General features: G+C 45.5%; 7 protein-coding genes. 2 read left to right on the forward strand and 5 right to left on the reverse strand.

Going from position 1 to position 18,235, the window contains the following annotated elements; genetic code table 11:
* Nucleotides 1-88 precede the first annotated feature (88 nt).
* Entirely contained in the window at nt 89-13,057 is a 12,969-nt protein-coding gene (locus L1D15_RS11795) for an Ig-like domain-containing protein (RefSeq protein ID WP_239875767.1), read from the forward strand.
* 42 nt (nt 13,058-13,099) lie between these two features.
* On the opposite strand, the gene L1D15_RS11800 is transcribed toward L1D15_RS11795, so the two are convergent.
* On the reverse strand, nt 13,100-14,293 hold the full coding sequence (locus L1D15_RS11800; protein WP_239875769.1) for a class I SAM-dependent methyltransferase: 1,194 nt from the start codon (nt 14,291-14,293) through the stop codon (nt 13,100-13,102).
* A 98-nt stretch (nt 14,294-14,391) separates the two neighbouring features.
* Nucleotides 14,392-15,795 carry a methyl-accepting chemotaxis protein gene (locus L1D15_RS11805; RefSeq protein WP_239875770.1) on the reverse strand — a complete coding sequence of 468 codons (1,404 nt, stop codon included), beginning with the start codon at nt 15,793-15,795 and terminating at the stop codon, nt 14,392-14,394.
* A gap of 92 nt (nt 15,796-15,887) precedes the next feature.
* Here L1D15_RS11805 and yccX point away from each other — a divergent pair, with 92 nt between their 5' ends.
* Nucleotides 15,888-16,160, forward strand: a complete 273-nt coding sequence (gene yccX / locus L1D15_RS11810) for an acylphosphatase (RefSeq protein ID WP_239866560.1) — start codon at nt 15,888-15,890, stop codon at nt 16,158-16,160.
* 3 nt (nt 16,161-16,163) lie between these two features.
* Here yccX and L1D15_RS11815 read toward each other — a convergent pair whose 3' ends face one another.
* From L1D15_RS11815 to L1D15_RS11825, 3 genes are all read right to left on the reverse strand, one after another.
* Nucleotides 16,164-16,493, reverse strand: coding sequence for a TusE/DsrC/DsvC family sulfur relay protein (locus L1D15_RS11815; RefSeq protein ID WP_006962117.1), 330 nt, complete (start codon nt 16,491-16,493; stop codon nt 16,164-16,166).
* A gap of 131 nt (nt 16,494-16,624) precedes the next feature.
* Complete coding sequence (locus tag L1D15_RS11820; protein WP_239875771.1) at nt 16,625-17,287, reverse strand: Bax inhibitor-1/YccA family protein; 663 nt, start codon at nt 17,285-17,287, stop codon at nt 16,625-16,627.
* Nucleotides 17,288-17,483: 196 nt separating this feature from the next.
* A complete protein-coding gene (locus tag L1D15_RS11825) occupies nt 17,484-18,233 on the reverse strand; it encodes an amino acid ABC transporter ATP-binding protein (RefSeq protein WP_239836442.1) in 750 nt (249 codons plus the stop codon).
* Between the last annotated feature and the right edge of the window lie 2 nt (nt 18,234-18,235).

Raw genomic sequence — 18,235 nt, forward strand, 5'->3', positions numbered from 1 at the left:
ATGTTAGCTTAGGTAAAATAGAAATATGTAAGGTTGCTTTACTTACACGGTGCTGACAGGAAAAGCTCTGTAAGAGATAGGGGGGATTATGGGTTTTGGTAGATTCACAGCAATGGGTAATCTAACTGCTGGTCAGACAATTGCAATCGATGAAAATGGCAACATTCGACTCCTCAATGAGAATGAAATTGCTAAACCCGGTGAAGTTGTCATGTCTATGGAAGAGCTTGATCCGGATTTAGCTGATGTGAATATTAGTATTGTTGACGGAAGTGCTGAACTTCAAGACATAACAAGCGAAATAGATGACATTATTGCAGCACTGGAAGAAGGCCAAGATCCAACTCAACTAGGTGATGAATTTTCGACTGCTGCTGGTGGTCAAATAAGCTCTAGTCTGACCACAATTGGTTCCATCGTCAGGACAGGTGATGAGACCATTGCTAATACTGAATTTAATACTCAAGGTTTTGAAAATTTGGGTATTTCTCGAACTCAGAGCCTAACGCTTTTAGACCAATATCAAGCCATTCAACAAGCCCCAGCCTTTACTACTTCAAATAATAGCCCTCTTGCCGATGATGTATCTGTAACAACGAATGAAGATACGTCGATTAGCGGACAGGTTAGTGCTACTGATCCAAACCCCGATGACTCCCTTACTTTTTCTATCTCCTCATCTCCGGAAAACGGGGTAGCCACGATCAATCCTGTTACTGGGCTGTGGGAGTACACGCCTAATGAAAATTATGATGGCTCTGATTCGTTTGAAGTAACGGTCGATGATGGAAATGGAGGAACGGATACTGTAGTCGTTAATGTTGATGTGACCCCGATTCCGGCTATATCTGTTTCAGGAGATGCTCAGGTAGATGAAGGTAGTAATGCGAGCTACACCATCAACTTTGACAAAGCGTCAAACCAAACCACTAATTTAAAACTGACTTTGTCTTTGAGCTCTGCTGAAGGAGAAGATTTGTCGGGGATGAGTGTAGAAGCATTAAGTTCTTCTGGTGATTCTGATTCATCGCAACGCGTCATTCTTGTTGTGGGTAATGATGGAACGGTTGAGGTGCCAGCAGGTGTTACATCACTCCGTGTGACCGTCAACACTGCTCAGGACACAACATTTGAAGGCTCAGAAGAATACCAGCTCAACGTCGAGCCTGTATTCGGTCTAGTGGGAGATGGTGCTGGCAGCAACAGTGCAAGCACGGCAATTTTGGACAACACTGGCAACGAGTCCGATCTTCCGCAACTCACTGTCAGTAATGAATCCGTGTTTGAAGACAACACCGCCGTCTTCGATATTGCTTTGTCAAACAATGTAGATGGTGATGTTACCTATAATTTTTCAATAAATCTTGATGGTGAAACAGCTGAGGTTGCTGACTTTGCCGAAAACCCTATCAGTGTCACTTATCAGATAACGGGTGTTACTCAAACTGCCACCGCAAACCAAGATGGCAGTTATACGATTCCTGGCAACGCGACCAACATCCAAGTCTCGGTTGAAACCACAAATGATGAGATCTTCGAAGGAAGTGAAAGCTTCACTTTGGATGCTAATGCGAGTGCCACAGTGGGTGGTGAAAGCTTTAACCTGAGTGAGTCCGGGTCAGGCACGATCAGTGATGAACAACCGGGAGGAGGCAACGCGGACACTCCATCCTTGTCAGTGAGCTCTGAAGCTGTCGTTGAAGGCAGCACCGCTGTGTTTAATGTTGCGCTGTCGAATGTTGTCGATGGTGATGTGACTTATAACTTTGCACTTAGTATAGAAGGACAATCTGCGGAGTTAGCAGACTTTACAACGAATCCGAACAGTGTCAGCTACCAACTGGATGGTGTTACTCAGCCAGCTGAAGCCAATCAGGATGGTACATACACCATCCCTGGTAATGCAACCAATATTCAAGTCTCAGTTGAAACATTAGATGACGATATTTTTGAAGGCAGAGAAAACTTCAAACTGGATGTTAGCGCGAACGCTACTGTGGGTGATGATAGTTTTAACTTAAGTGAATCAGGAACAGGCACAATTACCGATGAACAAGTGGATGGTAGTAATGCAGATAGACCAACTCTTTCGGTTAGTTCTGAGTCTGTTGTAGAAGGCAACACGGCAGTATTTGACGTTGCGTTGTCGAGTGATGTTGATGGCGATGTTACCTATAACTTCTCATTAGGCTTTATTGCTCAAACTGCTACTCTTGATGACTTTGCCGTAAATCCGCTTAATGTTAGTTATCAAGTTAATGGGCTGTCGCAGACAGTTGTAGCTAATCAAGATGGCAGCTATACCATTCCCGGTAACGCAACCAATATTCAAGTCTCTGTTGAAACTATTGATGATAGTATTTTTGAAGGCAACGAGAGCTTTACCTTGGATGTCAGTGCAAACGCTACAACAGGCGGTGAGAGCTTTAATCTCAATGAGTCCGGGGCAGGCACGATCAGCGATGAATCCGATCGCCCTGATTTAACCGTCACAGGGGCAGGTACCGTTTCCGAAGGTGAGGTGGCGACGTTCAGCATTAATCTTTCCAATCCTGTTGACCATACGGTTACCCTCGATTTGCGTGCCAAAACCAACGGCAACGCCAATACCGCGGAAGCGGACGATATCGGAGAGATGCGTGCGTACTATCTTGATGCCGATGACAAAGTCTATCTGGACTTTGATGGTCGTGAGATTTCCGTGCCTGCGGGTGTGCAGGACATCTTTGTCGAAGTCGACACCGAGGATGACAACGCAGCGCCTGTGCATGAAGGCAGCGAACGCTTCCAACTTGTAGTACGCGATGTGGATGGCGTGACCACAGACAGCAATGGCAAAGCCAAAGCGGCGGCGTTTATTGACGATAGCGGCAATGGTGCAGGGGATAACCCGGACGATGACCGCCCCGAAATTACCACCATCTCTAGCCCAACCGTCGATGAAGGCGGTACGGCCGTCTTTGATGTCACGCTGAGTAACCCAAGTGACTTGGTTACGCCAGTCACTATGACGCTGGCCAATGGCACGGCGGAAAGTGACGACTACACCACCAACCAAATTACCGTCAACTTTGCCGATGGCACCAGCACGGTGGTTAATGCGGTTAATGGTGAGTTCAGTTTTGATGTGCCTGCGGGTAATGGTTCTTACACTGTGTCGGTTGAGACCACGGATGATAACAATGCCCCTGTGTATGAAGGTGATGAAACTTTGACTTTAAGTGGAGCTAGCAGCAGTCAGACAGGCACAGTGAGTGGTGAAGCGACTATTCAAGATGGTGGTGAAGGCAGCGATAACGATCGCCCTGATTTAACCGTCTCAGGCGCAGGTACTGTCTCCGAAGGTGAGGTGGCAACCTTCAGTATCAATCTCTCCAATCCTGTTGACCATGCGGTGACACTTGACCTGCGTGCCAAAACCAACGGCAATGCCAATACCGCCGAAGCGGACGATATTGGTGAGATGCGCGCGTACTATCTTGATGGCGACGACAAAGTTTATCTGGACTTTGATGGTCGTGAGATTTCCGTGCCTGCGGGTGTGCAGGACATCTTTGTCGAAGTCGACACCGAGGATGACAACGCAGCGCCTGTGCATGAAGGCAGTGAACGCTTCCAACTTGTGGTTCGTGATGTCGATGGCGTGACCACAGACAGTAACGGCAAAGCCAAAGCGGCGGCGTTTATTGATGACAGCGGCAATGGCGTGGACGATGACCGCCCCAAAATTACCAGTATCTCTAGCCCAACCGTCGATGAAGGCGGTACTGCTGTCTTTGATGTGACGCTGAGTAATTCAAGCGAACTTGTTACGCCAGTAACCATGACATTGGCAAATGGTACAGCGGAAAGTGACGACTACACCAGCAATCAAATCACCGTTAACTTTGTTGGTGGCACTAGCATGGTTGTAGACGCGGTCAACGGTGAGTTCAGTTTTGATGTTCCAGCAGGTAACAGTTCTTACACTGTGTCGGTTGAGACGACGGATGACAACAATGCACCTGTGTATGAAGGCGATGAAAGCTTTACTTTAAGTGGAGCTAGCAGCAGTCAAACAGCTACCGTCAGCGGTGAAGCGACCATTCAAGATGGGGGGCAGGGTGGCGACGATGACCGCCCTCAAGTTTCCATCTCAGGAGGTGGGGACGTTAATGAAGGTAATACCGCTAACTTCACAGTTCATTTGTCAAACACTGCGACATCGACTGTTTCTTTCGTTCTCACGTTAAATGCGGGAGATACTTCACCAGAAGATCTGGCTTCGTACCAATATCAAGCTGCGGACGGTGTTTGGTTGGATGTACCAGCGTCGGGAGAAATTTCTGTTTCTCCAGGTTCGAGCACCGTAAACGTCAAAGTGGTCACTCAACAAGATGATACCTATGAAGGGGATGAAAGCTTTAGTCTGTCCGTTAGTGCGGGAAGCGGAACGGTTAGCGCGTCAACAGACACCACTGCGAGTGCTACGATTTTAGATTTCGAAGATAATCCACCTGAAGCAGAAGATTTTGATGCAACACTCGACGCAAATGGAAATGCAACCATCTTGTTTAATAGTGAGGATGCTGAACTAGATCATATTTCTGATAACGAAGATGACGCAACAAACACACCTGTTGGCGTTGTTATCACAGAGCTTCCTGAGTCGGGTCAACTGTATTACGGCGATCAGTTGATCGACGCCGATGATCTTACGACCTTTACTTCAGAAGGCGAAGTGCTGCAGCAAGGAACAATATTCAGTGATCCAAACCTGATTCGTTATGAAAATGATGCTGAATCGACAGGCTTCGTTCTGGGAGTAAAAGAAGCGCCCGATGGTATGGATGGCGGCGCTAGCCAGTCTAATTTCTTAAATTGGGGTGAACCTGTTCAAGGCAATGCTGGTCAGAGGGTTCTGACTTTTGACAACGGCGATTCAATCACAATTACTTCCTCAGGTCAGGCATTAACACAATACTTTGGTCAGCAAAGTGTAGGGCATGTTGGATATGGACTTGCAGTAGGAAATGATGGCGGTCTTCAGCAAGGTGAGACAATTACGATTGATTTTACCCAGCGCCCGTCAACGTTTGTAGAAATAGGGTTAGATGGACTCGGTGGCTGGTTTGAGGATGGCCACGAGTTTGAAACAACAGCGATAGTGCAAGCAAAACTTGATGATGGCTCAATCATCGAAGTACCAGTCTCAAAAGAGACCTCAGGCAATACAGATTTGTTCCATGTTGTGACTATCGATGCTCCAGAAGGTCGACAAATTGAAGAGCTGATAGTAACCACTGAAGGCCCGGGTAACTGGGAGCTGCGTTATCTAGAAACATCATCAAATGACACCTTCGATTACCGAGCAGTAGATAGTGATGGAAATTACAGTGACGAGCACACGGTGACTCTAGTCGAAGGAAACCAAGCGCCGATTGCCACAGATGACCCTGTTGCGTTTGAGGTCGCACTTGGTACCTTTAACTCTAATTCTTGGACACATGATGGCGTGAGTATTAGCGGTAGCTATCAAGGTCAAGATCAGTCTATTACTCAAAGCGGTGTCAAACGTGGGGTTGCGGGTGACGAGAATGGAGGGCCAGGTGCTCAAATTCAATACAACCGAGAAGATGGTGAATCTGAGCAGTTCAGAGTAGACCTAGATAAGCCTGCGACAGAGTTTAGCTTTGAAGTATCAAATCTATTCAAAAATGAAGGTGGAAGTGGCAACCATGAGCAAGGTAAATGGGTGGCCTATCTCGGTGATAACCCAGTCGCGAGTGGCACTTTCGTCGCCAATGATGGTAGCAACCACGGTTTTTATCATTTTGACGAGCAAGACCTCGGCGGCGTAGCATTTGATAGCGTTGTTTTTGAAGCGACAGATTTTAGCAACATTCCTGCCCGTGGCAGTGACTCTTCAGACTATTTCCTAACAGGCTTTAAAGCGTCTGGTGACGGAGCATACGCAGCCAATCAAGGAGAAGTTCTTGAAATTCCTTTGACTGAACTATTGGGTAACGATTTTGACCCGAATGGCGACAATATTCGAATTACCCATGTCTCTGAAGTCAATAACGCCAGTGCTAGGATTGAGAATGGCGTAGTTTATATAGATCTAGACGATGCATTCGTTGGTAGTACTACGTTTGACTACGTTATTACTGATGATAAAGGGGGCTTTGCCGAGGCGACGGTTTCAATTGTTGTGAATCCATTGCCTCAAGAAGTCGCCGTAGAATCTATCTCAATGCTAGAGAATTCAGTGGATGAAGGGGATAGCCTAGTCTACAAAGTGACACTGGAAGAAGGTGTACTGCAAGAAACACAATACAGTGTCACTTTTGGTAAGTCAGATAGTGATAGCGCAGACAATTCGGATGTGGACTTGTCTCAAGTGATATTCACCAACGGGGTGACTTATGACTCCACGACACAGCAAGTGGTTGTTCCTGTCGGTGTTAGCTCTTTCTCCGTTCTCATCCCGGCCGTAATAGATGGTGTTTATGAAAGCTCCGAAGATTACACACTGATTTTAGGTGAACAGCAGGCCACGGGCACGATTGAGAATGTAGATATACCATTGGTGTCGGTTTCTGAAAATGTGAGTGTCAGTGAAGGCTCAGCTGCAGAGTTCACCGTTTCATTGAGCAAAAACACGGCTGAAGCGGTGACTATCAACCTAGCTTTGGCTCACTTAGAGACAGACGCGTCTGATATTTCAAGCATGGTAGTGGAGTATCACGATGGCAACAGCTGGCAAACGCTGGCGATTGCTGCAAATGGTGATGTCGTATTGCCAGCAGGGGTGACTCAGGCTCGCGTTACTGTTCAGACAAGCGATGATGACTCTCAGCCTGTTTACGAAGGAGCTGAGCGATTCGAGCTTGCCGTTAGCGGTGTTGTCGGTGCTCAGGGCTCTGACTCTAGCGTGGCGACTATTGCCGATGATGGAAGCGTTGATCCTGACGGTGAAGGCCCTGAAATCGCCGATGATGACCGCCCGGTTGTTACCTCAGTCAGTGACCAAAATGTTGAAGAAGGCGGTGTCGTCAGCTTCGATGTCGCGTTGTCTGCAGAGAGCACTTCGGATACCCGAGTGGTTATAGAGCTCAATGAAATTAATGCCACGTCACCAGAAGACTTTAATGGTAGTGTTGTGACGGTGAGATATGGGGACCCTGAGCAATCAGAGCAAGTCACCCTACAAAATGGTGTGTTTGAGTTTGATTTACCAGCCGGTGAAAGTGATTTTACGGTTTCTGTACAAACGAACGATGATCAGGTGTCCGATAACAACGAGACGTTCACGTTAGAAGCTAAGACAGAGTATCAATCGAATCAGGTTAGCGGTACAGCCACGATCCAAGATAATGAAAAACCAACCATCGATTTAGATGGCAGTGAATATCAGATTGAATTTGTCAGCGAAAGTGCGGGTTATCACAATGTATTCGGCTACTACGTTTATGATGAATCGTCAGATACACAGCAGCTTCAAATCTTGATGTCGGACTCGTACGACTCTCGTCAAAATGGGTTTGATCCTGTCCTTGCGAATCTAGATAGCATGGACAACGTCGAGTACTTCCTCATTCCAAATGGTGCCAATGCAATTGAAAATGCACCATCAGGCGCAACGTTTGAAGTGGATTCAAGTGGCAAGTTGCTTATTAATGGAGCAACGCAATCTAACATCAATGTTTTCCTTAGCCATAACGAAAACTCTCACCTGAGAATATCTGAAAATAGCGATGGCGATACGGTTTTAAGCTTTGATGACCAGAAAAATCATGTCAATGATGACAATGACTACAACGACTTAGTCATCAAAATTTCGAAACAAGACACCAATGTTGATTTTGCTACTTCTTTCACTGAAGGTGATGATGCAATTTCGATTGCAGATGCAAGTGTCGACATTTTTGACGACAAAGACGCTATTCAATCAATGCAAGTCACGTTAACGAACAAGTATGCAGGCGATCAACTTACTTGGCCTTCTACGCCTGGGTTCACAGTAAGCCAGACTGTGACATCTAACAGTGTTACGTTGTTGATTACAGCCGATACAGTTGGTGGCGTATCTCCTTCAGAGTTTGAAACTTTCCTCAAAGGGATTCGATTCGAAAATACCAGTGAAAACCCTGATGAAACGGATCGTGAGATCGACATCCATGTGACGGATGCTTCGGGTCAACAATCGGAAACGGCAACGACAACGGTAAGCGTTGTTGAAGTGGCTGACCTGACCGTACAACAGAATGCTAGCGGTGATGAAGATAGCCAAATTGCGCTGAACATCTCTGTCCCTGCGAACAGCTCCGTGACTGAAATTGTATTGACCGATTTACCAGACGGTTCGATTCTTAAGTCTGGCGAAAATATGATTGCGATCAGCAATGGAGAAGCGACGCTGACTCCACAACAGCTAGCGCAGTTGACCATAACTCCGCCAAACAACAATGACGAGAATTTTACGGTTAATGTTGAAGGTTATACTTCTTCGAACGAGCTTATAGAACAACATAGTATCGATGTTCAGGTTGATGCTGTTACTGACGTGCCTTTGATTACTATTGCAGAGCCAGAAGTCGTTTCGTTCCATGATTTCGATTCTATCGACATGGGTAACCGCTCATGGCGCGGTAATGTGAGTGCGAGTGAGCTTACACAATCTGATGGTGCAAAAGGTATCTGGGGAACGGATAACCGTAATAGTTACAATGAAGTTGGTAAAGAAACCGTCTATCGAGGTGGAGTCTCAGACCGAGAAAACCAGATATATGAACTGGAAGGCCGCAATGGCGATGACCAACTATTCACTCAGTTTACTGCGCAAGCAGACCAGTTCTACACCCTTTCATTTGATGTCGTCGCGCGCAGGCTAAATGATTCTCCATTGACGGTATTCCTTGAAGATGAAAATGGTGATCGTAAAGTTCTGTTTGAGTACACCGATCAGCAAAGCCTCAATTGGCAAACCGAAAGTATTAATTTCCAAGCACCATCGGATGGTGAGTACAAAGTTGTATTTGAATCAGAAACGTCATCAAACAGCTACGGTGCGCTGCTCGATGACATAACGTTAGAGAAAGCAGACAACATTGGTTACGAAGACAGCTACATCCCGCTTAGCGATATTGTTGTTGGCTTAAGTGATATTGACGGCTCAGAAACCTTGTCTTTGGTACTTAATGGATTACCAGAAGGGGCTGTTATTCGAGATGGCAATGGTCACTCGATCACTGTTGTAGCAACGCCAGATGGAAAGAATAGCGTAGATTTGTCTGCATGGAGCAATGACCTGACGGGACTTGAAGTGAATGTGCCTGAGGAGGGCAGCTACCCGCTCGAATTTGTTGTAACCGCACAAGATAATGCACCTGCGACAGCTGAGTCAGTCAGTAAGGTAATTAATCTAACGGTATTGCCTGTGCTTGATGCTGAGAGTAAGGAAGTGACACTTGATGAAGACGAAAACTACATCTTAGGCGTCTCTGATTTCGGTATTACTGACCTAGATGCAAAAATATCAATTTCTGAATTACCGAGTTCAGGCGTTTTAGAGGTGCAAACTTCGCCGGGAGTCTGGGCACCAGTTTCAGAAGGTGATTTGATCTCCGTGAGTAATATGTCTCAGGGCAATCTCCGATATACGCCTGAGGATAATGAGTCAGGATACAACCAGCATACTGGCACCGGAGAAGGTAACCTGAATCAGGATTATGCTCACATTGACTTTGTGGTTGAAAAAGGTGATGCCAAGTCTGACGAAATGACGCTGACTCTTGATGTTACGCCCGTGGCAGATACTCCAGTTCTTAACATCACCACTCCAGATGCTGTGCTTCCAGAACAACACTTTAATGTGGCGACCTGGACGGGAGTGGTTGTAGGAAATGACAATGGTCAGGGTGTAAATGGCAGCACGTTGATTTCAGCTATTGATGCTCTCGATCCTCAGCTTGCCTCTTCAAGTACAACAACTAATGCGCAAGATACTGGAAGATGGGCAACGGCAGCAGACAATGCCGTGCTCGTGACTGGTTTGGTGTACCTTGAGGCTGGAACGAGTTATGACTTTGTAGGGCGTGGTGATGACAGCCTAGCGATCACTATTGGTGGCGTCATGTCCGATCAAGCCTACTGGGGGAACTCAAGTGGGCAAATTCAGGGCAGTGCCTTTACGCCTCAGGTGTCGGGTTATTATCCACTTGCGATTTACCACCACAACCAAAGTGGTCCAGGCAACTTTAATGTCGATGTTTCTATAAATGGCGCAACAGTAGTTGATCTTACCAGCTCTGCTCTATCCGTAGTGACCGACGAAACACAGCTGGATCAATCTGATGTCAGGGCTTCAGAGCTTAAGTTGGTAAATGGTGTGGAAGTATATGAAGTCTACGGTTACAACGAAGGGCTTCAAGATACTGAAATCCCACTTTCTCAGATTACGAGTGCTCTTAACGATAACGATGGCTCTGAAACGCTGCAGGTCACTTTGAGTGGTTTACCACAAGGTGCGACATTGAGTGATGGTGGTTCTAATAATGTGGTTGTAGGCGATTCCGGTGAGGTGGATGTAACGACTTGGGATCTATCTTCGTTATCCGTTTTACCACCAGCAGGTTCTCACGACGATTTTACAATTACAGTTGTGGCCACAGCTTCAGAGGTGAACTCAACCAGCGAGGCAGATTCTCAAGCAACGATAGATGTTGTCGTTCATGAAAACAAGCCTACAGTGACGCAATCTGACGTTAATGTCGTCGATGAAGACCACAGTGCGATTGGTAATGTGCTGACGGATATAGAAGGTAGAGACAGCGACGAAGATAACATCCTTTCTGTTGAACACTTCTCTATCAACAATGTCTCTTACCCAGCTGGCGGTAGCGTGACTTTGTCTGAAGGCACGTTTGTCATGCAGGCCAATGGTGCTTATGAATTTACACCAAACGCAAACTGGTCTGGTCAGCTTCCCGTTATCACTTACACGACGAATACGGGTGCCTCAGATACGCTATCCATTCAAGTCGTGCCAGTAGCCGATGCACCTCAGGTCTCTATGACTATAGGTGAAATGGAAGTGGTGAACGTGGCGACAGAGCAAACCGATGACGGCCGCTATGAGACATCTCAAGATAAAACAATCCCAGTCAGTGTTTCTGTTGAACTTACTGATGTTGATAGTAGTGAGTCTTTAGGATCGCAAATTGTGGTCACAGGTATTCCTGCCGGAGTCGAAGTGTATGTGAACGATAGCTTAATCGTCTCACAACCTAATGGCTCTTATCTAATCACACTAGATGGTGATGGCGACGCGTCCTTCGATATCAAAGTACCTCACGATTACAGTGGTAGCTTAGAGTTCCCGATTCAGGTTCAAGGATCTTCGGTCGAAAGCGCCAACCAAGATACAGCGCATAGTACAGCGGAAGAGACACTTTCTTTCCGCAACTATGTGGCTGAATCAGGTTCCCATGGTGATGACACTATTGTTGGCAACGGGGATCATGATCTCATTGTCGGTGATGTACAGGGTATCCAGATTATTGCGGGTCAGGACTATAACATCGCATTTGTTCTTGATACTTCAGGTAGTATGGGTGGAAGAGTTGGTACGGCTAAAACAGAAATTATCGAAGTTTTCGATCAGTTACTCAGCACTGCTAACGCAGGCGCTAATGCCGGGACAGTCAATATCCTTTTGACCGAGTTTTCTACTAACTCAGGCGTAACGATATCGGTGGACCTAGGCTCCCCCACAGCTCGTGCTGACTTTGTGTCCCAGCTTAGTAATATCGAAGACAACGGTGGTGGTCTTACTAACTATGAGGCTAGCTTCAATGCCACAGTCGAGTGGTTCGAGTTGAATGCTAATGCTCAAGCGGAAAATATTACTTACTTTATTACTGATGGTCATCCCAACTACAGTAATTACCTTAATATTATCGCGGCTGAGTTTGAACAACTTGTATTGGACTATGATGCATCCACCAAAGATGTCGTGACGTTAGATGATATATTGCCTAATGATTACTCTTTTGGGGTTGCAGTGTTTTACAAGGGAGAAGAAATTGTCTCAAGTTCGGGAGTAGTTAAATCCCCCCTGACAGGGGCAGCGCTTGGTAACATTAGTGACTCAGGTAGTCTGAGATATACTGATATTAGTACTGCATCTGTGCAGGCTCGTCATATGTATCAGGTATTAGCACTAATCTCAGCAGTTGAAGCGGTGGGTATTGGTAATGGAATTAATGAAGCTGCCTTATCGCAATATGATTCTGATGGTGTCGTCGTTCCTAACATCAACGTAGATAAGCTAGCTGAAACAATCCTTGGCCAGGAAGTAACTTTGGAGCAAGGTGAAGACGACATTAAAGGTGGACAGGGTGATGATATTCTATTTGGTGACCTGATTGACTTCGATAATATTGACGGTCAAGGTGTTTCGGCATTACAGAAATACGTCGCATCAGAGACCAGCAGTCCATTAGCTGATGTGTCCGCAGAAGATGTTCACAGCTATGTACGTCAGAACTACAGTGATTTTGATGTTTCCCATGACGGTGATCAGGATGACATTCTTTCAGGCGGCGCAGGAGATGATATTTTGTTCGGTCAAGGGGGTGACGATAGTCTGGATGGCGGTGCAGGCAATGATATCCTGCTAGGTGGAGCGGGTAATGATACGCTCATCGGTGGCTTAGGTAGTGATATTCTATCTGGCGGTGATGGAGAGGATGTATTTGTCTGGCATGATGGCGACCTAGATGGTGGCACTGACATAATTACGGATTTCCATGTATCAGAAGATAAGATCGATATTTCTGACCTGTTAGGAAAAGATGAAACCATGGAAGAGTTGCTTTCTGATGTCTCTGCTAATGTTGTCGACAGTAACGGCATTGAACTCACCATTCAAAGAGACAACGGACAAACCACTCAGTCGATTAAGCTGGATAACGTCGTCGATCAACTCAGTGGCATTGATACTAGTCATGGCAGTATCACGGGTAATGATTTGACCAACTTACTTAACGACATCATCAAATCGTACGATTAAAAAAGGGCCGCAAGGCCCTTTTCTGTTAATGAATTTGTCTGCTTAGATGACTTTACAAGCAAAACCTTTAAGGTAAAAGCCTTCTGGGTAAGAGGTATCAGTAGGGTGATCCGCCGCTTGCTCAAAGCGCTCGACAAACTTGACCTTTCTACCCGCATCGACTGCAGCATCCGCAATGATTTTCTGGAATAGAACTTGCTCCATAAGGCCTGAGCATGAATACGTCAGCAGGGTACCACCGGGTTTTAGAATCTGCATTGCCAGCATGTTGATGTCTTTGTACCCGCGACAGGCACCATTGAGATGAGCTTTACTTTCTGCAAACTTTGGTGGATCCATGATGACCACATCAAACTGGGTGCCTTGATCGCGATATTCACGTAGCAACTTAAACACGTCAGCATTAAGGAATACAGCTCGTTTCTTAGAGATATCAAACTCGTTTAGTTCGGCATTGAGTTTTGCTGTGTCTAGTGCTGGCTGAGAAACATCCGCGTTAATCACACGCTTTGCTTCACCTTTTAACGCATATAAGCCAAATCCACCGGTGTAAGAGAAGCAGTTAAGTACTTCTTTGTTTTTCACGTATTTCATCGCTTGTTGGCGGCTGTCACGCTGATCTAAGTAGAAACCTGTTTTATGTCCGCCGACGATGTCGACGCTGATCTTGACACCATTTTCCTCAATGACAACAGACTTGGGTGGCACTTCACCGTGTAAAACACCAGTGCGTTCTTCTAGGCCTTCTTTCTTGCGAACGGCTACATCTGAGCGCTCATAAATGTTGCACTGCGGGAAAACTTTTAGGAGAGCATTGATCAGTGACTGTTTCTGGAATTCTGCGCCTGCACTTAGGAGCTGACATACGAGATAGTCTTGATATTTATCGATGGTAATACCAGGCAGACCATCTGACTCTGCTGCGATCAATCGATAACCTGTGAGACCATCACGCTCAATCACGTCTTGACGGAGCAGTAGCGCGTCTTGGATACGCTTAACAAAGAAGTCTTCATTTATATCGGTTTTCTCAAAGCTCCAAACGCGAGCACGAATTTGAGAATGGGGAGAATAAGCGCCTTTTGCCAACCATTTTCCATCATGAGTAAAGATATCCACGGTTTCACCTAATGAAGGTTCGCCTTCCACTTTTCGAATACCACGAGAAAAAATCCATGGGTGTCGACGTCTTAGGGATTTATCGCGGCCCTTTTCAAGGTAAATAGCTGGAGTCATGTGTTTACTCAATAGGTTGGTTTTGGAAGGCTGGGTATTTTCAGGGAAGTAGGAGTGAAAAGCAAATAAAAGAGCCGCCTGTCCGGCGGCTCAATGCATTAAGCTCTAAGCCCGGTGAGTAAGTTCTCCATTGAATCACTCTGATTACGAAGCTGTTCAATATTGCGGTTGGTCGCGTTGATCATTTCACAGACTTGATTGGACTGAGTGCGAACTTCTTCCACACTAGCGGCAATGCTATCTGCAACGACACCTTGCTCTTCCGCTGCGGTGGCAATTTGAACACTGGCATCAGATATAGCTTGGTTCTTGTATGCCAAGGATGCGATTTCTGTATTCACCTCTGACATCAATGTTTGGCCCTCGCTAGAGTTCACCACGGTGGTTTCCATCAGTTTTGTCAAAGACTGACTGTTGCGCTGTAAGGCTTCGATCATAGATTGAATCTCAACGGTAGATTGTTGAGTTCTTGCTGCTAATGCTCGTACTTCATCGGCAACAACGGCAAAACCTCTGCCTTGTTCTCCCGCTCGAGCAGCTTCGATGGCCGCGTTGAGTGCTAGTAGGTTCGTTTGCTCAGAGATACCGTTAATAGCGGTGACCACCTCGTCGATTTGGGCGGCATTAGCATCAAGTTCGGCAACCGCTTGTGAAGCTGACTGAACTTCGTTGGAAAGTTGGGAAATAGAGGCTAACGTGTGTCCAACTTTCTGTTGCCCTTGTTGAGCAACAGAACGCGCGTTTTCAGTTTGCGTGCTGGAGTCATGAGCTAGGTTTGCGACTTCACGAATGGTGGAAGCCATTTCTTCCGTGGCACTTGCCAGTGAATTCAGGTGTTCCTGTTGAGTGCCGGAAATTTCAGCACTGTACTGGTTAGATTGATTAAGTTCTGAGCTTATTTGTTGCATTAACGCTACTGACTCTTGAATGGAGAGCACCAGCGATTGTTCACGCTCTGCGACTTTGTCTATGGTGATCGCGATTTCACTGAATTCATCGCGAACCTTGAAAAAGTTCATTCGACTCGTCAAATCACCATCTGCCAGAGTGATGAGTGCCTTGTTCATTGTAAACATAGCTCCGCCAATAAAGGTCATGATGTAGTAGACCCCTAATGCAATAAGAGACAGTGTAACCAGAACAACGACGATATGGGTTGTAGAAAGAGCTGACCATAGATTGATGCTTGGCTTAGCAACAAGGCTAAAAGCACCATTGTTTATATTGATAGCGCTAGGTCCATTACCAAGAGCGATGGTTTCAGAACTGGCTAATAAGCTAGCGACCTGACTTTGAGTGAGATTCCCTGCTTCTATTAGATTTTTTATCAAAACTAGTTCATCTTGATATAAGTGAGTTAGCATTTGATCTGCGGCATTATCGAAAACGAAGGTGAGAACGAGTAGTGCGATAACGGGAAGGAAAAATAGGAGGTAGAATTTTTCCTGTATCTTTAAATGAATGAGATATTTATCAATCCAGCGAAATGGTATTTCTTTCATAATGGCAACTTCCGATGAAACCCCGTAGTTCCTTATGGGGCGTAAAACATACCAAGCGAATATATCACGGACCTTGTTTTGAGGAATGAGTAATGAATCAAAAGTGCGAGAAGTTCACAGTGTCAGGTGTTGTGCAAGGAGTTGGTTTTCGTTATCACACCTCTCACTATGGCATGAAATTGGGTTTAACAGGCTATGCGAAGAACTTAAATAATGGAGATGTTGAAGTGGTGGTGTGTGGCAATGAAGAACAAATCGCCGACATGGCAAAGTGGTTGGAAGATGGCCCTAAGACGTCACATGTTGATTCAGTAGTCTCAGAGCCAATGTCTTTTAAACCGTTTAGCGGATTCAAAATTCTTTGATATTTACAAACATTTCGCGGGTTTTGGTAAGCCTGCGAGTTTGGTTGCCTGTTTCGCAGGGCCTTGCTTAAACAGCTTAAAAAGGTATTTACTATTACCTTTCTCTGGGCCATGCGCTTTTTCCATGGCTTTCACTAGCATTCTCACCGCTGGGGATGTGTTGAACTCCTCATAAAACTCTCGAACAAAATGGACAACTTCCAAATGAGCTTCAGTCAGTTCGATACCTTCTTGCTCTGCAAGGATTTGAATCATGCCTTCTTCCCACTGAGTATGATCGAGTAGGTAACCCTGTGCATCAGTTTCGATTGATTTACCGTTGTATTCAAACATTGTTATAGGTCTCAAAAACTCAGATATGGGATAGGGTAGCGCAGCTTAGGTTGGGACAACAATATGTAGGAAAAGAAAAAGCCCAGAAGTTTCACCTTCCGGGCTTTATTTAATCAACTTGTGTCCACGAATTAGTCGTCATTCATGATGCCTAGAATGCTAAGTAGGCTGATGAAGATGTTGTAGATAGATACATAAAGAGTAACCGTTGCAGAGATGTAATTAGTCTCGCCACCACGGATTATACCCTGAGTTGTCATCAGAATTGCCATCGTAGAGAACACAATGAACAAACTGCTTAGAGCCAAATGTAGGATTGTTGACTGAATGAAGAAGCTTGCAATCATGCCTACAACTAGTACAACGAATAGAGAAAGCATCAAACCGCCCATCATAGACAGATCACGTTTCGTTGTCAGAGCATATGCAGAAGCGGCCATGAATGACAGCGCTGTGCCGCCAAGAGCAGTTAGAACCACATCACCCATACCTGCGCCAATATAAGCATTCAGAAGAGGGCCAATGGTGTAACCAAGGAAACCGGTAAACACAAATGTAAACACGATACCCATGCTGTTGTTACGGTTCTTTTCGGTCAAGTAAAGTAGGCCATAGAAGCCAACAAGCATAATGATGATACCTGGGCGAGGTAGATTCATCGCCATAGATACACCAGCAACAACCGCTGACCATAAGAGCGTCATAGAAAGTAGAGCGTAGGTGTTACGCAATACCTTATTGGTTTGTAGAGCACTTTCTCGATTCGAAGTGCGGGTAAACATAGGACTGTTCATAATCTTCCTCGTAAAGGTTTTATGTTTATAACTACATTTATGAGGGCGAACAATGAAAAAATCAAGCCCTATCAATGCATGCAGTAGAGTAAATGATAATAGAAATACAAAGTTATGTATTTTGAAAGATGTAACACAATATAACAAATAAAAAGAGGCGATCTAAATCGCCTCTTTAAAAATTTGCTCTTTTTTCTTAGTGACTTAAGATTTGAGCAAGGAAGTTTTGTGTTCGATCAGACTGAGGGTTTTCAAAGAAATCGACAGGGTTGTTTTCTTCAATTATCTCTCCAGCATCCATAAAGATAACTCGGTCAGCCACTTCTTTCGCGAAACCCATCTCGTGAGTTACACAGAGCATGGTCATCCCTTCTTCAGCGAGCTCGACCATAACATCCAGTACTTCACGTACCATTTCAGGGTCAAGTGCAGACGTTGGCTCGTCAAACAGCATCACTTGTGGGCTCATGCATAGTGAGCGAGCGATAGCCACACGTTGCTGTTGACCACCAGATAGCTGACCAGGGTATTTCTCCGCTTGATCAGGGATCTTCACTCGCTCCAAGTACTTCATTGCGACTTTTTTCGCTTCGTCTTTTGGCATCTTTTTCACCCATATAGGCGCCAAAGTACAGTTTTCCAGAACCGTCAGATGAGGGAAGAGGTTGAAGTGCTGGAAACACATACCCACTTCGCGTCGAACCGCTTCAATGTTCTTCAAATCTTCAGTCAACTCGTTGCCAGAAACGATAATTTGCCCTTGCTGATGTTCTTCAAGACGGTTGATACAGCGAATCATGGTGGATTTACCAGAACCAGAAGGGCCACAAATTACGATCTTTTCGCCTTTTTTAACATCGAGGTTGATGTTTTTCAGTACGTGAAACTCACCGTACCACTTGTTCATATCCTTAATTTGGATCATGTGTTCTTGTTGTTGCGTCATAA

This window comes from Vibrio sp. Isolate25 (genome assembly GCF_022398025.1).
GTDB lineage: Bacteria > Pseudomonadota > Gammaproteobacteria > Enterobacterales > Vibrionaceae > Vibrio > Vibrio coralliilyticus_A.